Raw genomic sequence first — 20179 nt, forward strand, 5'->3', positions numbered from 1 at the left:
GCCCCTCCAGGTCGTTCCGCAGGCTCCACTCCCGCCCCCCGGGTCGTTCCGCAGGCTCCACTCCCGCCCCTCCAGGTCGTTCCGCAGGCTCCACTCCCGCCGACAGGCCGCGCCACGTCACGGAGTTTGTCGGTAGGTGAAGTTAGCGTCTTGTTCCATGAGGATCCTGCACACGTCGGACTGGCACATCGGCCGCACGTTTCACGGCACCGATCTGCTTGCCGACCAGGCTGCTGCGTTGAGCGCCATTGCAGATCTGGTTGCCGAGCGCGCGGTGGACGTCGTCGTCGTACCGGGCGACATCTACGACAGGGCGGTGCCCAGCGCCGACGCTGTGCTCGTGTGCAACCGCGGGCTCGAGGCCATCCGTGCCGCGGGAGCGGTCATCGTCGCGACGTCGGGCAACCACGATTCGCCTGCACGCCTGGGCGCTGGGTCCGCGTTCGCCGCTGCAGGCGGGTTGCATCTGATGACCCGCGTGTCCGAGGTGGGCACACCGGTGCTGCTCGAGGACCGGTTCGGCCCCGTCGCGTTCTACGGCATCCCGTATCTCGAGCCGGAGACCACCCGCGGCGAGCTCGACATCCCGGGCGCACGTAGCCACGCCGAGGTGCTCGAGGCCGCGATGAGTCGAGTGACAGCGGACCTGGAGCAGAGGCGCAGCAGCGGTGATGCGGTGCGGTCGGTCGTACTGGCGCACGCGTTCGTCGTCGGCGGAGAAGCCACCGGTTCGGAACGGTCGATCTCCGTCGGCGGGGTGGAGACGGCGCCGGCGTCGGCGTTCGACGGTGTGGACTACGTGGCCCTGGGGCACCTGCATTCTCCGCAGACTCTGACGGACAGGGTCCGCTACTCCGGGTCGCCGCTGCCGTATTCGTTCGGCGAGCGCAGCCACCGTAAGGCCGTCTGGATTCTCGATCTCGACGCTCAGGGTCTCGCCGACGTCGAACGCGTGGACCTTCCCATCGTTCGCGGACTGAGCCAGGTCCAGGGGACGGTCGAGGAACTGCTCACCGACGATCGCTTCACCGAGGCCGAGGATCATTACGTCTCTGCCGTGCTGACCGACGCCGTACGGCCGGTCGACGCGATGCGTTCCTTGCAGACGAGGTTTCCCCATGCAATTCACCTCGAATGGAAGCGTCCCGCAGACGATTCCACTGTTCGCTACCGTGACCGCGTGCGCGGCCGGACCGACAGCGAGATCATGGCCTCGTTCGTGACGGACATGCGCAGCGCGCCCAGTGCGTCGGAGATCCGCTTGCTCGAACGCGCCCTGGCCAGCGTTCAGCGAGACGAGGTCACAGCCGACGAGGCGACCGGCCAGTACGAGCTGTTCGGGAAGTCCGCGTGAGGCTGCATTCTCTGGAGATCACTGCATTCGGCCCGTTCGCCGGTACGGAGAAAGTGGATTTCGACGCTCTCGGAGCAGACGGGCTTTTTCTGCTGCACGGTCGTACCGGCGCCGGCAAGACCACTGTGCTCGACGCCGTTGCGTTCGCCCTGTACGGGACGGTGCCCGGTGCCAGGAAGGAAGGCAAGCGTCTGCTGTCCGATCACGCGGAGATCGGCGCCGTCCCCACGGCCACGTTGGAAGCGACGTTGGGCGGCAGACGAATTCGCATCGTTCGCAGCCCGGAGTTCCACCGCCCGAAGAAGCGTGGAACGGGCACCACGAAGCAGAACGCCAAGGCGTCGATGACGTGGCTGGACGGCAAGAGTCAGAACCTGACGCGGCTGGACGAGATCGGCGACGCCGTCGGCGCGGCACTTGGTATGAGTGCGGATCAGTTCTTCCAAGTGGTGTTGCTTCCCCAGGGTGAGTTCGCCCGGTTCCTCCGGGCGGACAGCGACGAGCGCGGCAACTTGCTCGAGCGATTGTTCGACACGGCACGGTTCGGCGACATCGAGGAATGGTTCGCTGAGCAACGTCGTACCAGCGCCGCGGCTCTCGAATCGAGCCGGATTGCAACGGACAAACTACTGGGGCAGATTTCCACGGCATCGGGCGTGGCGGAGGAGCTGGATCGACCGCCGGTGGAGTGGGCGGGGGACGTTCTCGAATCGGCGCGGCACGCATCGGTGGACGCTGCGCGCACGCTGGCCCTCGCCCGTGAGGTGTCCGAGTCGGCAACCAAAGAACTGGCGGCACTGGACGCAACTCGGCAACTGCAGACACGCAGAGAGCTGGCCCGGCAGCAGCTGGCGGAATTCCACGCCGCCGCGTCCGCGAGGGACGCACTCGCCAAGGAACTGGAGCAATCCGCAGCGGCAGGCCCCATCGCAGCTCTTGCCGCGGACTGCGCGCGTATCACCTCGGCGAGCGAGGCCGCGACGCGGGAATTCGACTCCGTCCGAACGCTGTTCGAGCGCACCGAAGGATCGTCCGTCGTGCTCGACGCCCTGGCGGTGGATCGGTCGCCCGACGCCTCGGACACGCCCGAGGCCCGGGCCGTCGTCGCGGCAGCAGTACGGCAGTGGACGACGGAGGTCGCGGCCTTCGAAGAGCTTCGTGTGCTGACGCGCAAGGCCGACGCAGCGGACAGATCGGCTCGGTCTCTTCTGGCCGAGCACGCAGCCGTCGAGAAGAAGTCGAGCGCTCACCGCGCCGATCGCAACGTCCTGCCCGAGCAGATCGCTCAGGCCGAATCGTCGTTGCGCGCGGCCGTGCACGCGGCTGCCGAAGTGCCTGCGCTCGAGGCAGAGTGGTCTCGTATCACGAGCGCCGTGGAAGCAGCGATCGAACTCGCGAAGACTCGGAAGCGGCTCGTTGCTGCGGAGAAGGCGCATCACGTAGCGGTCGCGTCGTTCAACGATGCGCGCGCTCACACCCTGGACCTGCGCGAGCAACGGCTGTCCGGAATGGCCGCCGAGTTGGCGTCGAGCCTGGTCGACGGTGCGCCGTGCGGAGTGTGTGGGTCACTGTCGCATCCTGCGCCGACCCGCGCCGAGGAGTCGACCGTCACCAAGGACGACGAGGCGGACGCCGCAGCCAGCGAGCGTCGGGCGGGAACCATCGCCGAGAAGAAGGCGGCGGAGGTCACCGCCCTGCTGCGTACCCGCGACGTGCTGGTTCAGCAATCGGGAGACCGTGACAGCGCAGAGTTGGTCGCTGCGCTGGACGAGGTCTCCGTAGCGCTCCGATCCGCACGGACGGCCGCGGAGCAACGAGAGAGCCTGGACGCACGGCTGACGCACCTGCGCGGCGAGGATCAGAGACTCGCCGCCGCGATAGCCGATGAGCAGGCCGCGGCAGCAGGATTGAGTGCGCGGGCCGCGCAGATGGCCGACGACGTGGCGCAGATGAGAGCCACGATTGCCGCAGCCGTCGACGGGACGGAGGGAATCGACGCCGAGGTGAAGCGGCTGGAGACGCTCATCTCACTGTCGTCCGTCGTCGTCGAGCGGCGAGAGGAGGCTTCGCGCGCGCTCCTCGACATGGAGGACGTGACTCGAAGGCTGGATGGGCTGATCGCGGAGTCGGGCTTCTCGACTGCCCGCGAGGCTGCGGCCGCCGTGGTGTCTCCGGCGCGGGCGCAGTCCATCGAAAAGCAGCTCGCGCAAGCCAACGACATCCGCGCCCACGCCGAGCAAGTGCTCGCCGAACCCGCGATCGCGGCCGTCGCGAACCTCGACCCCGTCGACACCGCGGCGGCGCGGGTCGCCGTCGAGGACGCGCAAGTACGCTTGCATGCTGCCGTTGCCGAGCACGCCGAGTGCAAGCGGCGGGCCGAACAGTTGGAGGAGTTGACGGCAGGCTTGTGGGCGGCCATCGACCGTGCTGCGCCCATGCAGACCAAGCACGACGAACTCGCGGCACTCGCCGACGTAGTGGCCGGACGCGGTCAGAACTCGCGGAAGATGTCCCTCCGGTCGTACGTGTTGGCGTCGCGGTTGGAGGAGGTCGCGGAATCCGCGTCGGCGAGACTGCGTCGAATGTCCTCGGGCCGATACGATTTCGTCCACTCCGACGAGGCGGAATCGCGGGGTCGACGCGGTGGGCTCGGTCTCGACATCCGCGACGACTACACCGGTGCCGTGCGCTCGGCGAAGACTCTGTCCGGGGGTGAATCGTTTCTGGCCTCGCTGGCTTTGGCACTCGGCCTTGCCGACGTCGTCGCAGCGGAGAGCGGCGGTGTCGTCCTGGACACCATGTTCATCGACGAGGGCTTCGGCACGCTGGACGCCGACACCCTGGAATCGGTGATGGGAGTTCTGGACGAACTACGTGCGGGCGGCCGGGTGGTGGGCATTGTCAGCCATGTCGACGAGATGCGTCAACGCATCCCGACGCGCCTGCACGTCATACGTGAGCGAGAGGGATCGAGGCTTCAGCTCTTCGCGGCGTCCTGATCCTTCTGTTTCTTCTCCTTGGAATCCTTGTTGACACCGTCCTCGTCGGTGACGAGATCCTCCGTGTCCGGAGCCTGTTCCTCGAGCTCCACTCGGTCTGATTCGTTGGAGTGCCTGTCGATCTGTTCCGACACGTAGCGGATCAGCACAGCTGCCACGGCTGCTGCGGGGACAGCCAGGAACGCGCCGATGATGCCGAAGACGGAACCACCGCCGGTGACCGCCAACAGAACGATCGCGGGATGCAGGTTCATGCTGCGGCTCTGCAGAATCGGTTGCAGCACATTACCTTCCAGTTGCTGCACCGCGATGATGATGACGAGCACGATGAGTGCCGTAGTCGGCCCGTTCGCGACGAGCGCGACCAACACGGCCAACGCACCTGCGACGAACGCACCGACGATCGGGATGAAGCCACCCAGGAACGTCAACGTCGCCAGCACCAGGGCCAGCGGCACGCCCAGAATGACCAAGCCGAGGCCGATGAAGAAGGCGTCGATCAGACTCACGATGGCCTGAGTGCGGATGAAGCCGCCGAGCGTCGCCCACATACGCGCGAGGACCTCGGCGAGGTGGCGACCAGCGCGGCCGCCGGCGATTCCGTGCAGCCACGGAATGAACCGGACGCCGTCCTTGACGAAGAAGAACGACAGAACGAGCACCAACGCGAGCGTGACGAGAATCGAACCCGCAGCGGAGACGCCGGTGAACACGCCCGAGGCGATCGCGGTGCCACTGTCCTGCAGTCGCGAGGTGATCGCCGACACGGCGTTGTCGATCTGCTCGTCCTGCAAGTTGACCGGCGGGCCCTTGAGCCAATCCTGAACCTGCGCGACGCCGTCGGTCGCCTTGTCCGCGAGTTCGGGTGCCGAGTCCACCACCGACGGCACGATCAACGTGATGATGCCGCCGATGACGAGGAAGAACACGACGAGTGCGGCAGTCGCGGACAACGCCGGAGGCAGCCCGACGCGCATCATCCATTTGGTCGGTGGCCACAGGACCGTCGCGACGATGATCGCGAGCAGAGCCGGCAGGATCACCACCCACAACGCCGAGATGAGCCAGCCGAGAACCCAGGCACCCGCCGAGACGGACACCAGGATCAGCGACCATTTCGCCAACCAGATTCCGCCGACACCGATGAGGTCGCCACGATCACGCCCCGGTTTCACTTCGGGCGCTGTCTTGTCCGTCACGCTGCACGTTCCTTCCGTCGCCCCGCCGCTCGGTGCATCGTTCGATCCACTCGAGTGACCTTAACGTTTCATGACTCCACTCCCGCCTCCACCGGTCATTCCGCAGGCTCCACTCCTGCTTCCCTGGTCATTCCGCAGGCTCCACTCCTGCTTCCCTGGTCATTCCGCAGGCTCCACTCCTGCTTCCCTGGTCATTCCGCAGGCTCCACTCCTGCTTCGTGTGTCAGGAGCCATTCCTTCGCCGGCAGACCCCATCTGAATCCGCCGAGCGCGCCGCCGATTCGGAACACTCGGTGGCACGGCACGAACAGTGCGGCAGCATTGCGCGCGCAGGCGGACGCAGCCCCTCGAATGGCCGCCGGGCGCCCGGCCATTTCCGCGAATTGCGAGTACGTCACCGGCGACCCGGCAGGCACTGTCCGCAGAACCTTCCAGGCGTGGACCAGAAATTCTCCCGACTGTTGCGATACCGGTACGTCGTCGATGGCGTGCACGTCGCCGCGGTGATAGGCGTCGACGGCTGCGGTCACGCTGCCGAGCGTCGAGGCCTGCCGAAGATCGGTAGGCCGGAGACTTGCGTGGATCAGCGGGACCAGATTGTCGATCGAGTCCGTCCATCCGGCGGCGAGCACCGACCCCGCGTCGTCGACGACGGTCGTGAACGGGCCGATCGGGGTGTCGATCATGGCGAACGATGCAGTCATGCTGCTCTCCTTGTCAGGGCGATGTTCCACAGGTGCATGGAGACGTAGGACCGCCACGGCGCCCAGCGGTCCGAGTCCTTCAGCGAAAGTCCGAGTGCCTCGGCGCCCTGGCGGACGACGAGATCGGTGTCGAGCAATACATCCGGGTCGGCGAGAGTGCGCATGACGACGTACCGCGCCGTCCACGGGCCGATCCCTTTGAGCGCGAGCAAGTCCCGTTCCAGCTCCTCGGCCGGCCGGGCCGGATGAAGGACGATCTTGCCCGACGCCACCGCGTCGGCGACGCCGATGATCGAACTGACCCGTGCACGCGGGCCGGTGAGTACCTCGTGTCCGCGTTCGGCGATGACGGCCGCGCTGGGAAACAACCGCGTGACGGTGCCGCCGAGTGGATCCTCGATGTGGTCGCCGAGCGCGTCGACCAGGCGCGCAGTGTGGGTGGCGGCGGCGCGTAGTGAGATCTGCTGCCCGATCATGGTGCGCAGCAACAGTTCCTCACCGTCGATGCTGCCGGGCGCTCGCATCCCGCGGTGTGCGGCGATGTTCGACGCCAACGCCTGGTCCTCGGACAGCGCGGAGTCGACGGCTTCGGGGTCGGCGTCCAGATCGAGCAGGTGACGGATCCGGGCGACGGCGGGGGCGAGGTCTCGCATGTCCATCAGGCTCAGCGTTGCCTCGACGTACCCGTCGACGAAGCGCATCCCGACGACGGCGTGACCGTGGGGGAGCCGCAGTGACCGCCGGTAGAGGCCGTTCTCGAACGATTCGATGCCGGGTACCGCGTGGCCTTCGAGGAACCACTCGAGCCACCCGGTGTCCAGCGGCTGCCGATAGGGGAGTCTCACCGACACGGTTCCGTTGGACGAGATGGTCTTTTGGCGAGTCGCTTCGTCGCGCAACGTCGTGGGGTTGACGGCGAATACTTCCCGAACGGTGTCGTTGAACTGCCTGATGCTCGAGAACCCCGATGCGAATGCGATGTCGCTCATCGACATGTCGGTCGTCTGGATCAGGGTGCGGGCGGTGTGGGCGCGGTGGGCCCTGGCCAGCGCGAGCGGGCCCGCGCCGATCTCTGTGGTCAGCACCCGCGTCAACTGCCGGGTCGAGTACCCGAGGGTATCGGCGAGGGCGTCGACGCCACCGCGCTCCACCGCGCCGTCGGAAATCAAGCGCATGGCGCGCGACGTCAGATCCGAGTGGATGTTCCATCGCGGTGAGCCGGGGGTGGCGTCGGGTTGACAGCGTCGACACGCACGGTATCCCTCGTGTTGCGCGGCGGCAGCGGTCGGAACGAACGTGACGTTCTGTGCCTTGGGGGTGGTCGCCGGGCACGACGGGCGACAGTAGATGCCCGTCGTGCGCACGGCAGTGAAGAACTGCCCGTCGAAACGGGTGTCTCGTGCCGAGACGGCGCGGTAACACCGGTCGAAGTCCAATTCCATGGACTCCACTGTGTCACCGCGCCCCCTGTAGTCGCTAGCGGGAATCGGACACGCATGTACGACGTCAGTTCACCTCAACAGCAGCGGGCGCCGGGGTTCGTGTCGGCGTCGGCGTAGCGGTCCCGCCAGAACTGACGTTCGGACGGAACCGGTTCGCCGGGGTGGACCCGCTGCATGTGGGCGACGTAGCGCTCGTAGTCCTTGTCGCCCATCACCGAAGTGATCCACCACAGAAGTCCGCGCATGTCAGTGATGCCCTGCGTGCGCCGCACCCGGTGCGCGGACGGTGCCGTCGGCGATGAGCTTGTCCCATTCGCCCTGGATTTCCTTCTCTGCCGCGGTCGGGACGAAGCCTGCGGGTCCGAAGATCTTCGACGGAACCTCGGGTTCTTCGTTGTCCGGGAGTCCGCCTGCTCGAACAGCCTTGATGCAGACCAGAATGCCGGCTGCGGCGACGATGATGACCAGCACGGCGAAGATGATCGACAACGTTCCCTGGATGAACGTGTTCCTGATGACGGCGTCGATTGCTTCGGCGGACTTGGCGCTGCCGAATTCGGTGAGGCCCTGGTTCTTGGCGTCGACGAACTGGGAGTGCTGCGCCCAGTATCCGATGGCGGGCACCGACGAGAAGATCTTCTGGTACGACGCGGTCATCGTCACGATGAGGTCCCAGGCAAGGGGGATACCGGGAATCCAGGCCCACTTGAACAGGCCGCGCTTCATCACGATGGTCAGGACCACCGTCAAGGCGATCGCGGCGAGCAACTGATTTGCGATGCCGAAGAGCGGGAACAGCGTGTTGATGCCGCCGAGCGGGTCGGTGACGCCCATGAGAAGGATTGCGCCCCACGCTGCGACGACGATGAACGAGCACACCCATGCGCCGGGTCGCCACGACGGGTCCTTGAACTTCTTGGCCGACGAGCCGGGCAGGTTGCCGATGCTGTCGGAGAGCATGAAGCGTGCAACGCGCGTGCCTGCGTCGACCGTCGTGAGAATGAACAGTGCCTCGAACATGATCGCGAAGTGGTACCAGAACGACTTGAGGCTTTCGCCGCCGAAGACCTGATGCAGCACCTCGGACATACCGAATGCGAGCGTCGGTGCACCACCGGTGCGGGAAATGATCGATTCCTCGCCGACGTCGGATGCCGCCTGGCTCAGTTCCGCTGCGGTGATGTCCCCGCCGCTCAAGCCGAGCCCGTTGACGTAGTCCGCCGCGGTTTCCGGGGTGCCGCCGGTGAGCGTCGCCGGAGCGTTGAGCGCGAAGTAGATGTGCTGATCGAGAACACAGGCGGTGACGAGCGCCATGATCGCGACGAAGGATTCGGTGAGCATGCCGCCGTAGCCGATCATCCGCATCTGCTTTTCCTTCTCCAGCAGCTTCGGAGTGGTGCCGGAGCAGATGAGGGCGTGGAACCCGGACAGGGCGCCGCAGGCGATGGTGATGAACAGGAACGGGAACAGCGAGCCGGAGAACGCAGGACCGTTGCCCTCGGTGGCGAACGACGTCATCGCGGGCATCTGGATCTCGGGCCGTGCGATGAGGATGCCGACGGCCAGCAGTGCAATGGTGCCGACCTTCATGAACGTGGACAGGTAGTCACGCGGAGCGAGAAGCAGCCACACCGGCAGGATCGAGGCGGCGAGGCCGTATCCGATCAGGCACCAGGCGACGGTGACCTTCGAGAGAGTGAACCAATCGGTGCCCCATTCGGTTTCGGCGACCCAGCCGCCGGCGACGATGGCGAACAGCAGCAGCACGACGCCGATCAACGACACCTCGGACACCTTGCCGGGACGCAGGTAGCGCAGGTAGACGCCCATGAACAACGCGATGGGGATGGTCAGTGCGATGGAGAAGACGCCCCACGGGCTCTCCGCGAGAGCGTTGACGACCACCAGCGCGAGCACAGCGATGATGATGATCATGATGACGAAGACGCCGATGAGTGCCGCGGTGCCGCCGACCACTCCCAGCTCGTCGCGGGCCATCTGGCCGAGGCTGCGGCCCCGGCGTCGCGTCGAGATCCACAGGACGAGGAAATCCTGCACGGCACCGGCGAACACGACGCCGATGATGATCCACATCGTGCCCGGAAGGTAGCCCATCTGAGCGGCCAGAACAGGGCCGACGAGGGGGCCTGCACCGGCGATCGCGGCGAAGTGGTGACCGAAGAGCACCCGCCGATCCGTCGGCATGTAATCCTTGCCGTTCTCGAGGATCTCGGCAGGCGTGGCTCGGTTGTCGCGAGGGAAGACGATCTTACGCTCGATCAACCGTGCGTAGAACCGGAACGCGATGATGTAGGTGCAGACCGCTGCGATCACGAACCACACCGCATTGGGGTTCTCGCCTCGGACGATCGCGACGACCGTCCAGGCCACACCACCGAGCAATCCGATGAGGACGAACAGGACGCGTTTGGCGGGAGTCATCGGAGATTTGTCGACTACTCCGACCGGGGGCAGATCCGCATCGGTCTTCAACAACTCGATGTTCGGATCGTCTGCCGCTTTCAAAGCCATGGGGACCGCTTTCAGCATTCGCGAATGTGACAGCGATCACCCTAGACGCTCCTGGTGACAGCCCGGCCACATTCCGGTGTAGCTGCGGTCAATGGTTCCGATCCTGCGCCGAACGGGAGGAGCGCCGTGGGCGGACGTCAGCCGCCCAATGCGTCGTCGACCGCTCGCGCGCTCAGTACCTGGTCCAATACCATTGCCGCGCTACCGATGACGCCGGAGTAGTCGCCGTGTGTTGTCGCTTGAATGGTCAAGGCCTTGGTGGCCAGTGCCGTCGCATTTCCGTAGACGGTCTCACGTAACCCGGCGACGAAGATGTCGTAGGCCTTTGCCATGTCTCCGCCGACGATGAGGACCTCGGGGTTGAGTAGGTTCACGGCGCCTGCCAGCGTCTCGCCGATGTGGCGGCCGCTGTCGCGAATGAGCCGACGCGCCTCGGGGTCGCCGCTCACCGCCAGGTCGACGACGCCTCGAATGTGGCCGACGCTTCTGCCTTGTTCCTGCAATGCGCGTACCAGTGCCCAGCCGCCTGCGATGGCTTCCAGGCAGCCGCTGTCTCCGCAGCGACATGCGACTCCGGCCGCGGCGGAGGTTTTGGTGTGGCCGAATTCTCCTGCTGCGCCGAGTGATCCGCGCTGCAGTTCGCCGCCGGCGACAATCCCCGCGCCGAGACCCGTCGACGCCTTGACCAGCAGCGCATTCGTGAATCGATGCCGGTTGTCGCGGCGTTCGGCCAGCACCATCGCGTTGGCGTCGTTGTCGAGAAAGACCGGCGCGTCGGTCGTGTCGGCGAAGAACGGTGCGAGCGGGACTCCGTCCCAGCCGTGCATGATCGGGGAGTCGAGACTGCACCCACGGGCGGTGTCCGCGGTGCCGGGGATGGACAGGCCGACTCCGAGAATGCGGTGATCGCTGCGTGCAGCGTCGTCGACGAGCGCTTCCAGTCGCTTGGTGATCTGCGGCATCAACTCGTCTGGTCCGATGCCGATCTCCTGGTCGACGGTGTCGCCGAGGAGGAATTCGCCACCGAGGGTGAACACGCCCAGTTGTGAACGACTTCGGCCGATGGCTGCAGCGAGCACGATTCCCGCGTCGACGTCGAACGACAACCGGGCAGGTGGCCTGCCCCCGGTCGAGAGAGTGTCCTCGGTTTCGACGATCAATCCGAGTGTGGTGAGCGCAGTGACGCGTGCGGCGACGGCCGATCGCGACAGGCCGGTCGTCTTTCCGAGGTCCGCTCGGGTGTCGGCATCACCGTCACGGATCAGCGCGAACATCTCACCTGCTGTCGCAGGTGGAGCACTTGCACGTGACATTCGCATATACGTCATTCAACCAATCCGCAACCGTTGCGGCAACAACGCAAGATCGCGGACTTAGGGTTTTGAAAAACGTAAGTTGGGTTGTCGTGACGCGTAAGTGCCTCTAGTCTGAATCGTGAAAGACCGAACAGGGAGACACCTCATGGACACCATCCACCCGGTCCTGCGTCAGGTCACCGACCGCATCGCAGCCCGCAGCCAGTCCGCCCGGGCCACCTACCTCGATCGCATCGCCGCAGCAGGAAGTCGAGGCCCCGCTCGCGGGCGGCTTGCCTGCGCCAACATCGCCCACGGTTTCGCCGCGTCGGGAAAAGCCGACAAGCAAGCCCTGCGCGGCATGGTGAAGCCGAACATCGCCATCGTGTCCGCGTACAACGACATGCTCTCGGCGCACAAGCCGTTCGAGACCTACCCGGCTGCACTCAAGGCCGCTGTCATCGAAGCAGGCGGAATCGCGCAGTTCGCCGGGGGAGTGCCCGCGATGTGCGACGGCATCACCCAGGGCCGCGACGGGATGCAACTCTCGCTCTTCAGTCGTGACATCATCGCGATGTCCACCGCAATTGCGCTGTCGCACGACATGTTCGACGCCACCCTCATGCTGGGCGTGTGCGACAAGATCGTGCCAGGAATGCTCATGGGCGCCTTGAGCTTCGGCCACCTGCCCGCCGTGTTCGTCCCCGCGGGCCCGATGACCTCCGGACTTCCCAACGGCGAGAAGGCGAAAGCTCGCCAGCTCTACGCCGAAGGCAAGGTGGGACGAGAAGCGTTGCTGGACGCGGAGGCGGCGTCGTACCACGGCAGTGGCACGTGCACGTTCTTCGGAACTGCGAATTCCAATCAGTTGCTGATGGAGGTCATGGGTCTGCACCTACCCGGCTCGTCCTTCGTCAATCCCGGAACCCCGTTGCGCGACGCCCTGACTCGCGAAGCCGCCCATGTCGTCACCGGTCTGACCGATCTCGGTGAGAACTACACACCGGTCGGCGAAATCGTCGACGAGAAGGCGATCGTCAACGGCTGTGTTGCACTCCTGGCCACCGGCGGCTCGACCAACCACACCATGCACCTCGTTGCGATCGCCCGCGCCGCCGGTATCACGCTGACCTGGCAAGACCTGTCGGATCTATCGGCTGTCGTGCCACTGATGGCACGGATCTACCCCAACGGCAAGGCGGACGTGAACCACTTCCACGCCGCAGGCGGCCTCGGTTTCGTGATCGGTTCGCTTCTCGATGCCGGTCTGATGCACGACGACGTGAAAACCATTGCGGGATTCGGTCTTCGGCGTTACACGCAGGAACCCAAGCTCGACGGCGAGGGTGTGATGTGGCACGACGGTACGCGAATGAGCCACGACGACAGTGTGCTTCGCGGCGCCGACGAACCGTTCAGCGCCGACGGCGGCCTGAAGATGCTGACCGGCCCGATCGGAAAGAGCGTCATCAAGACCTCCGCGCTGGCGGCCGAGCACCGCGTGGTCACCGCGCCCGCGAAGGTGTTCGACGACCAGGCGGACTTCCTCGCAGCGTTCGACGCAGGAGATCTGGAAGGCGACTTCGTCGCAGTGCTGCGTTACCAGGGGCCGCAGGCCAACGGAATGCCTGAACTACACAAGCTGACGCCGGCCTTGGGAATCCTGCAGGATCGCGGCTACCGCGTCGCGCTCATCACCGACGGGCGCATGTCCGGAGCGTCCGGGAAAGTTCCTGCAGCAATTCATCTCACGCCCGAAGCAGCCAGTGGGGGTGCGATCGCGAAGATCGAGGACGGTGACATGATCACCCTCGACTCCGTCGCCGGAACGCTCGACATCGACGTGCCACTTGCGGACTTCGAGGTCAGAGTGGTCACCGGCCGAGCGCCGGCGCAGGACGAGTGGGTCTCCACCGGCCGAGACCTGTTCTCCGGCATGCGCGCTCTTGTCGGCCCCGCCGACGAAGGCGCCATGTTCGTGATGCGCTGACAGTTCCGCCGTTCAGAAGACCCGACGCACAGAAGAAGGACTACACATGACCGAATCCCTGCTGGACCGCGTACCCGTCATCCCCGTGGTGGTGGTCGAAAATCTCGACCACGCCGTGCCGATCGCCCGCGCCCTCGTCGCCGGCGGCCTGCCCGTCATCGAACTCACCCTGCGCACCCCGGTGGCCCTCGACGCGATCGAACGCATTGCCGCCGAGGTGCCCGAGATCCTTCTCGGTGCGGGCACGATCGTCACGCCCGGCCAGGCGAAGCAGGCATCCGACGCCGGCGCGCAGTTCCTCGTCTCACCCGGCAGCACACCAGGGTTGACACAGGCGATGCGCGACACCGGTCTGCCCCACCTACCCGGTGCCGCCACCGTGTCCGAGGTGCTCGCCCTGCTGGAAGCCGGCTACACCGACCTGAAGTTCTTCCCGGCCGAGGCGTCGGGCGGCGCGAACTTCCTGAAGTCGATCCACTCACCCGTTCCAGCGGCCCGCTTCTGCCCGACGGGCGGGATCTCCACGGCCAATGCGTCGACGTACCTGTCGCTGCCGAACGTCGGATGCGTCGGAGGGTCATGGATCACCCCGGCGCCCGTTCTTGCTGCCGAAGATTGGGACGCCGTGACCACCCTCGCCCACGCGGCACGCGCCCTCACCTAGGGTGGCGATGATTCTCCCGTCGTCACGTCCTCCGACGAAGATCCTGGGCGACGCGGTGCTGGTCCCGACGTCAAAGTAGACTCCATAGACCGTGAGCCTCACCCTCGGAATCGTCGGACTGCCCAACGTCGGCAAGTCCACCCTCTTCAACGCATTGACCAAGAACGATGTGCTGGCCGCGAACTACCCGTTCGCGACCATCGAGCCCAACGTCGGTGTCGTGCCGTTGCCGGATCCGCGGCTGGGCAAGCTCGCTGAGGTCTTCGGCTCCGAGAAGGAGGTTCCGGCGCTCGTGTCGTTCGTCGACATCGCCGGCATCGTCAAGGGCGCGTCCGAAGGCGCTGGCCTAGGCAACAAGTTCCTCGCCAACATCCGTGAGGCCGACGCTATCTGCCAGGTGGTGCGCGTCTTCGCCGACGACGACGTGGTGCACGTCGACGGCCGCGTCGATCCCGCCGCCGACATCGAGGTCATCGAGACCGAGCTCGCGATCGCCGACCTCCAGACGCTCGAAAAGGCCATCCCGCGCGTCGAGAAGGAAGCGCGGATCAAGAAGGACCGCAAGCCTGCACTCGACGCCGCCATCGCTGCGCAGGCAGTACTGAACGACGGCAAGACTCTGTTCTCCGCGAAGGACAAGCTCGACTTCGAGCTCCTCAAGGAGTTCCAGCTGCTCACCACGAAGCCGTTCCTCTACGTCTTCAACGCCGATGAATCGATCCTCACCGACGACGCACGCGTCGGCGAGCTCGCACGATCCGTCGCACCCGCAGACGCGGTGTTCCTCGACGCCAAGATCGAATCCGAGCTCCTCGAACTCGACGCCGAATCGGCCGCCGAACTGCTCGAGAGCGTCGGCCAGACCGAACCGGGCCTCGATGCTCTCGCCCGCGCCGGTTTCCACACCCTCGGTCTGCAGACCTACCTCACGGCAGGACCGAAAGAAGCCCGCGCGTGGACGATTCACCAGGGCGACACCGCTCCCCAGGCTGCCGGAGTCATCCACACCGACTTCGAGCGTGGCTTCATCAAGGCCGAAATCGTCAGCTACGACGACCTCATCGAAGCCGGCTCCATGGCCTCGGCCAAGGCCGCAGGCAAAGTCCGTATGGAGGGCAAGGACTACATCATGGTCGACGGCGACGTCGTCGAATTCCGCTTCAACGTCTAGACAGCGCTTCACCCGCTTCGCCTATCCTTTCGGAGGATAGAATGTACGGCGGTCGGTGATCACGGACGAGGCGATCGATGAAGAAGACCTTGGCGGCAGTGGTGTGTGTGCTGTTGGTAGGCGGATGCGCTACTGCGACGGACAACCAGCCCGAACCACGGGACCCTCTGCCCGTGGACACCACGACGGGCCTGCTGCGCGGTAGCGAGGTCGGTGGCACGCGGCAGTTTCTCGGAGTTCGATATGCGCAGCCACCAGTCGGTGATCTGCGGTGGGCGTTGCCGGAAGCTGCTCCGGACACCGAGGACACCGTCGACGCCACGTCGTTCGGCGCGCGGTGCCCGCAGGGGACAGGTCCGGATGTGCAGACCGACGAGGACTGCCTGTTTCTGAACGTGACGGTTCCTTCGGACGCGGGTGACGGTCAGCTCCCGGTCGTCGTGTGGTGGCACGGGGGCGGTTTCACCAGCGGCGCGGGCTCGGACTACGACGCCACGCGTTTCGCCGAACAGGGCAACGTGATCGTAGTGACGGTCAACTATCGGCTCGGAATGCTCGGCTATCTCGGTCTTCCCGGCCTGGAGGGCTCCGGTAACTTCGGGCTCGCCGATCAGCTCCTTGCGCTGAAGTGGGCGAACGACAATGCCGAGGCGTTCGGTGGCGATCCCGACAACGTGACCGTGATGGGGGAGTCGGCCGGTGGAATGTCTGCCTGTGCAGCGCTGGGATCCCCTGCCGCGGAGGGGCTCGTCGACAAAGCGATCATCCAATCGGGGTCGTGCCTGATCGACTGGCCCGCCGGAACTCTCTACCCGGGGCTGCCCGAGTTGACGCCGTACGCTCCGCTTGCCGAAAGCGAAGCAACGGGCAGTGCAATCGCAGACGCTCTGGGCTGCACCGACGATCGGCTGCGTTGCCTGCGGGAGTTGCCCGTCGAGAAGGTTGTCGAGCAATCGTCGTCGTTCGGCAATGGTCTGGCCTACGGTACGGACCTACAACCGACAAATCCGGCAGACGCAGTTCGAGACAGACGCACGATGCCGATCCCAGTGATCATGGGTGGTAACGCGGACGAGCACCGATCGTTCGTCGGGGGTGCATTGCTGGCAGATCCGACGTCCGTCACCGACGAGACCTACAGGTCGCTCATCCAGCAGGCATTCGGCACGCGTGCGGGCGAGGTGGAACAGCGCTACCCGAGAACCGAATTCGACAGTGCAGCGCTGGCATGGTCCACCCTGGTCACCGATGCGGCCTGGTCGTGCCCGATGCTGAACACGTCCGCGTTGCTTTCTACGAACGCCGACGTGTGGTCCTACGAATTCGCCGACGAGACAGCCCCGGATGTGAGCGGTGTATCGGCCACGGGATTGGCTCAGGGCGCTGCACATGCGACCGATCTGCCGTACACGTTCGACCTGAACGGCAGTGACCTTCTCACCGGTCCCGGCCAGAAAGACCTGTCGGAGAAGATGATCGAGGCTTGGTCCGAGTTCGCACGATCCGGCGACCCGGGGGAGGGCTGGCCGAAGACAACGGACGCCAGCGGTCCGGTGTTGGAATTCGGCAACCCGGACACCGTTGTGGGCAACTACTACGACGCGCACCAATGTGGGTTCTGGAGCGATCGGGGTTAGCCCATCATCGGCTTCGCGTCACCGCGTCTTCGACCATTTCGACAGCCTCTGCCGCTGTCGACGCCAGTCGCACTGTGTCGAACCGATGTAGGTAGGCGCTGTAGATGCCGGAAACCTTCTTGTTCGCGTTGTCGAGTGCAACCACCCGTTTTCCCATCATCGCGGCCAGTGCCGCGGCGTGGAGTCTGTCGGTCAAGACTACCGAGCCTTGGTTCAGAATGCGTTGAGCAACACGCAGATTGAGCTGCGCGGCGAAGGGGTAGGACCGGGCGAGAGCCGGATAGAGAATTCGGGTGGTCCGTGGCACGTTGTACGCAATTCTGGTGGGCAGCGTGATCGCGTTCCACAGCGCGCGATCCGGTCCGCGTAGACCCCAATCTGCTTGGACTGAAGACGCGCCGAGGTCGACGGCGCCGTGATCGATGCCCTCGGAATCGACGCGCAGCAGCTTCACGACATCCACCGCCGAGCCGCCTGGACTGCTGTCGATTTGCGCTCCGAATGCCATATCGGGGCAGTATTCGACCCGATTGTCGGGGAATGCGGCTATGGCGAGATCGTAGGATTTTCGTTCACGGAGCAAGAGCGTCAGATCGGAATGCTTCGAGTACAGGTCCGCCGTCCGCCTCAGTGCCGCGGGATCGGCGTAGTCGATTCCTTGTGGGAGGCAGACGATTTTATTGTGCGGGAACCGCTCCACGATACCCTCACGAAATCGTTGATGTCCGGGCCAGCGGTCTCCGAAATTTCCTCCCCCGCGCAGGAAGATCGTGCCCGCGCCCACTCGATCCCGCAGAAGCCCGTCGTGGTGGGTGTGCACGTCCGAGACATAATCGACCTGGACGTTCGATTCTTCGAGGTACCGGATCTCACCGGCGTAGATGAGAGAGTCGCCCGCGTTGTCGTAGCTGGGGAAATCGAGCAGCGCCACACGTTCACCCGGGGCGACGTGACTGCGCAAGACCGCCAATGTCTCGTCTCGAATGGATGCGAGTGCACGCTGGGTCATGAGGCGCTCACGATTCCTGCCATTGTCCGTCGATTTCGGTTCGAACACGCGGATTGAGCAGGCGCAGACGCATCACCATCGCGCCGTACTGAAGGCCGAGGTGCTGAGCCCAGATCTCGCGCGGCACTGAGTGGGATCGTCTGCGCAACCAAGGATTTCGAGCGACCAACATGAGGCCAAGGCTCGCCAGATGTGCCGGAACCTGTACGAGCGGGGACAGCTGCGGGCAGCCACGTGACCGATGCTTGACGGCAACCACGCAGGCTGCCCCACCGTATTTGCGTCCCTGTGCGAAACATCCACCGAGCGTAGTCCTCAGGCGGTACGCGACGACGGCTTCCGGTGCGTGCCCCAGCGTCAATCCGGCCTGTTGAATCCGCCAGCAATAGTCGACGTCGTCGCCGCCGTTGGTCAATTTTTCGTCGTAATAACCGACCTGTTCCACGACGTTGCGCCACATACCGAAGTTGTTGCCCTGAGCCCACGGAAGGTGGAAGGTGTCGAGGCGTTGTTCCGGAGTGGGGGCGCCTGACCAGGACGCGACCTCGGGGGAATTCAGTGAATACAGCTCGATCGGGCCCCCTACTGCGTCGAAGTTCTCCGCTTCGCGGGTCAGGGCGGTCAGCCAACCGGGATGGACCGAATCGTCGTGGTCGACGATGGCAATGAACTCGCCTCGGGCGGCGTCCATGCCGACGTTTCGTGCATGCGACACACCCCGGATCCGGGACGCGTCGACGCAACGGACTGTGAGGGATGAAGACAGGCTGGCGACGTACTCACGCGTACCATCGGTCGAGCCGTTGTCGCTCACGATCACCTCGAACGCGCCCTTGTAATCCTGAGCCTCCAGGGCCCTGAGCTGCACGTCCAGGTGCGGCAAGCCGTTGTAGACCGGCACGATGACGGAAACGAGACTGATCGGCATGGTTTAAAACTGTACTGGGTGCACGTTCGCACCGAGTCGCTTACCTACCGCGCAGTCGTTTTTCCAACGGCGTCGGGAAGGACGGTACGACGGCGGTGCCGGCGAGCAGTGTTGTGATCCGCTCGGCTTCGGCGGTGACGTCGGCGGTGTTGGATCCGATGTCCTCGAACAGTTCGGTCGCGACTTCGCCTGCCGGAGTGACTGCCCATCCGCCGACGATTCGGCCGTCGAGCCAGATGGTCGGACCGATGTTGCCGAAGGTGTCGAACAACGGTGGCTTGTAGTCACCGAGGTACCAGTCGCGGTGCTTCCAGCCCATCGGCGTCGGGTCGAGGGCGGGGAGCAGCACGACGCCGCGCGCGGAGCCGGACAGGTCTGTATCCGGCAGCATGATGCCTTCGCCTGCGGTCAGTTCGACGGCGACCGTGTCGATGGTTGCCACCGCCGCACGTGTCTGGGTCTTGTTCCATCCGGTCCACCATTGGATGTCGGCCATGGTGGCCGGACCGAACACTTCGAGCCACCTGCGCACGAGTTCTCGGCGACTGTCGGTCTCGTCGACGGCGGGGATGCCGCCTGGCCACCAGTGATCGATCGGAGCCCACGCGTGCCGCCGTGACGTCCAGGCGCCGCGAGGTTCGACCCTCACCATTTTTCCTTCGGCTGCCATCATCACCAGGACTTCGGAGGTGACGTAGCGCCTGACGTCGTACGATTTGTCGGTCGTGGGCAGAAACGCGGTCTTGAGCAGTGGAACCGCGGCGGACAACTCGGCTCCCGTTGCTGTGCCGACGGCCTTCAGGCGTGTCTCGGTCTCCTGTTCGACCTGCGCGATCCATGCCGCGGGGTTCTCGACCACCGGATCGGTCGGTCCCTTCTCGACTTGGGTGAGCAGCCGTTTGCGCATCGTTCGTGCGACGCCGAGACTCGCTGCGGCATGGACGAGCGGTAGGTCGTCGTGTGCGAGAACGAACAGCGTGCGGCGCATCGCCATCGAGCGGACCAATGTCCGACGCTCGTACATCGCGGCGCGGACGTCGTCGATGCCCAGCGACCGGGCACGCGCGAGAACGGACAGGTAGACCGTCGCCGGATCGGTGGCGTGCAGGGCCAACACGGACTCGACGACGGCCTCCGGCGTCGATGCCGCCGCGAACTGCCGTGACACCAACCGGGCGCGGCGTTGTGCATCGGTGATCTTCACCCGAACAGTGTGCCTCGCGGGGCCGACATGGCACGATCCGTGCGTGGACGA

General features: G+C 65.3%; 15 protein-coding genes. 6 read left to right on the forward strand and 9 right to left on the reverse strand.

The features are described from left to right. The first annotated feature begins 157 nt into the window (after positions 1-157). Together CH292_RS08665 and CH292_RS08670 are read left to right on the forward strand one after the other, a co-directional pair. Entirely contained in the window at positions 158-1354 is a 1197-nt protein-coding gene (locus CH292_RS08665) for an exonuclease SbcCD subunit D (protein WP_037158461.1), read from the forward strand. Then, positions 1351-4353 (forward strand): AAA family ATPase, encoded by a 3003-nt coding sequence (locus CH292_RS08670; protein WP_094654497.1) that lies wholly within the window; start codon positions 1351-1353, stop codon positions 4351-4353. The genes CH292_RS08665 and CH292_RS08670 overlap by 4 nt, the downstream gene beginning before the upstream one ends. Here the strand turns inward: CH292_RS08670 and CH292_RS08675 are convergent. The 6 genes from CH292_RS08675 to CH292_RS08700 all read right to left on the reverse strand — a co-directional run bounded on the left by CH292_RS08675 (position 4332) and on the right by CH292_RS08700 (position 11543). Continuing rightward, complete coding sequence (locus tag CH292_RS08675) at positions 4332-5552, reverse strand: AI-2E family transporter (protein ID WP_019665456.1); 1221 nt, start codon at positions 5550-5552, stop codon at positions 4332-4334. The two genes, CH292_RS08670 and CH292_RS08675, sit on opposite strands and share 22 nt — an antisense overlap. Before the next feature lie 191 nt (positions 5553-5743). Continuing rightward, positions 5744-6256 carry a methylated-DNA--[protein]-cysteine S-methyltransferase gene (locus tag CH292_RS08680; protein ID WP_094628389.1) on the reverse strand — a complete coding sequence of 171 codons (513 nt, stop codon included), beginning with the start codon at positions 6254-6256 and terminating at the stop codon, positions 5744-5746. Beyond that, a complete protein-coding gene (locus CH292_RS08685) occupies positions 6253-7698 on the reverse strand; it encodes a DNA-3-methyladenine glycosylase 2 family protein (protein ID WP_179277937.1) in 1446 nt (481 codons plus the stop codon). The genes CH292_RS08680 and CH292_RS08685 overlap by 4 nt, the downstream gene beginning before the upstream one ends. Positions 7699-7772: 74 nt before the next feature. After that, a complete protein-coding gene (locus tag CH292_RS08690; protein WP_371828032.1) occupies positions 7773-7943 on the reverse strand; it encodes a YbdD/YjiX family protein in 171 nt (56 codons plus the stop codon). 1 nt (position 7944) lies between these two features. Next, the gene (locus CH292_RS08695) at positions 7945-10230 is read right to left on the reverse strand and encodes a carbon starvation CstA family protein (RefSeq protein ID WP_094654554.1); all 2286 of its coding nucleotides are present in this window, start codon (positions 10228-10230) and stop codon (positions 7945-7947) included. Between the two features lie 137 nt (positions 10231-10367). After that, complete coding sequence (locus CH292_RS08700) at positions 10368-11543, reverse strand: ROK family protein (protein ID WP_020112630.1); 1176 nt, start codon at positions 11541-11543, stop codon at positions 10368-10370. A gap of 148 nt (positions 11544-11691) precedes the next feature. Between CH292_RS08700 and edd the strand changes: the two genes are divergently transcribed. The 4 genes from edd (at position 11692) to CH292_RS08720 (ending at position 16987) form a co-directional block, all read left to right on the forward strand. Further along, positions 11692-13515 carry a phosphogluconate dehydratase gene (gene edd / locus CH292_RS08705; RefSeq protein ID WP_033188033.1) on the forward strand — a complete coding sequence of 608 codons (1824 nt, stop codon included), beginning with the start codon at positions 11692-11694 and terminating at the stop codon, positions 13513-13515. 46 nt (positions 13516-13561) lie between these two features. Beyond that, entirely contained in the window at positions 13562-14179 is a 618-nt protein-coding gene (eda, locus tag CH292_RS08710) for a bifunctional 4-hydroxy-2-oxoglutarate aldolase/2-dehydro-3-deoxy-phosphogluconate aldolase (protein ID WP_020112628.1), read from the forward strand. 91 nt (positions 14180-14270) lie between these two features. Beyond that, positions 14271-15350: a redox-regulated ATPase YchF gene (gene ychF, locus CH292_RS08715; protein ID WP_019665448.1), complete on the forward strand. Its 1080-nt coding sequence runs from the start codon at positions 14271-14273 to the stop codon at positions 15348-15350. Positions 15351-15427: 77 nt separating this feature from the next. After that, a complete protein-coding gene (locus CH292_RS08720; protein ID WP_094654499.1) occupies positions 15428-16987 on the forward strand; it encodes a carboxylesterase/lipase family protein in 1560 nt (519 codons plus the stop codon). A gap of 4 nt (positions 16988-16991) precedes the next feature. Here the strand turns inward: CH292_RS08720 and CH292_RS08725 are convergent, their stop codons facing one another. From CH292_RS08725 to CH292_RS08735, 3 genes are read right to left on the reverse strand one after another with little or no spacing between them, the layout of a single operon-like run. Next, the gene (locus tag CH292_RS08725) at positions 16992-17996 is read right to left on the reverse strand and encodes a polysaccharide pyruvyl transferase family protein (protein WP_094654500.1); all 1005 of its coding nucleotides are present in this window, start codon (positions 17994-17996) and stop codon (positions 16992-16994) included. Between the two features lie 7 nt (positions 17997-18003). Further along, positions 18004-18924 (reverse strand): glycosyltransferase family 2 protein, encoded by a 921-nt coding sequence (locus CH292_RS08730; protein ID WP_094654501.1) that lies wholly within the window; start codon positions 18922-18924, stop codon positions 18004-18006. Between the two features lie 40 nt (positions 18925-18964). Next, complete coding sequence (locus tag CH292_RS08735; protein WP_094654502.1) at positions 18965-20128, reverse strand: winged helix DNA-binding domain-containing protein; 1164 nt, start codon at positions 20126-20128, stop codon at positions 18965-18967. Positions 20129-20179: the final 51 nt, after the last annotated feature.

The sequence above is a fragment of the Rhodococcus sp. 14-2470-1a genome (assembly GCF_002259425.1).
In the GTDB taxonomy this organism is placed as follows: domain Bacteria; phylum Actinomycetota; class Actinomycetes; order Mycobacteriales; family Mycobacteriaceae; genus Rhodococcoides; species Rhodococcoides fascians_E.

Bases quoted from the DNA above. Each gene is read 5' to 3' on its own strand.
- CH292_RS08665 (WP_037158461.1), top strand. From the start codon at position 158: ATGAGGATCCTGCACACGTCGGACTGGCACATCGGCCGCACGTTTCAC.
- CH292_RS08680 (WP_094628389.1), bottom strand. From the start codon at position 6,256: ATGACTGCATCGTTCGCCATGATCGACACCCCGATCGGCCCGTTCACG.
- CH292_RS08685 (WP_179277937.1), bottom strand. From the start codon at position 7,698: ATGGAATTGGACTTCGACCGGTGTTACCGCGCCGTCTCGGCACGAGAC.
- CH292_RS08690 (WP_371828032.1), bottom strand. From the start codon at position 7,943: ATGCGCGGACTTCTGTGGTGGATCACTTCGGTGATGGGCGACAAGGAC.
- CH292_RS08695 (WP_094654554.1), bottom strand. From the start codon at position 10,230: ATGGCTTTGAAAGCGGCAGACGATCCGAACATCGAGTTGTTGAAGACC.
- CH292_RS08700 (WP_020112630.1), bottom strand. From the start codon at position 11,543: ATGTCACGTGCAAGTGCTCCACCTGCGACAGCAGGTGAGATGTTCGCG.
- edd (WP_033188033.1), top strand. From the start codon at position 11,692: ATGGACACCATCCACCCGGTCCTGCGTCAGGTCACCGACCGCATCGCA.
- eda (WP_020112628.1), top strand. From the start codon at position 13,562: ATGACCGAATCCCTGCTGGACCGCGTACCCGTCATCCCCGTGGTGGTG.
- CH292_RS08720 (WP_094654499.1), top strand. From the start codon at position 15,428: ATGAAGAAGACCTTGGCGGCAGTGGTGTGTGTGCTGTTGGTAGGCGGA.
- CH292_RS08725 (WP_094654500.1), bottom strand. From the start codon at position 17,996: ATGACCCAGCGTGCACTCGCATCCATTCGAGACGAGACATTGGCGGTC.
- CH292_RS08730 (WP_094654501.1), bottom strand. From the start codon at position 18,924: ATGCCGATCAGTCTCGTTTCCGTCATCGTGCCGGTCTACAACGGCTTG.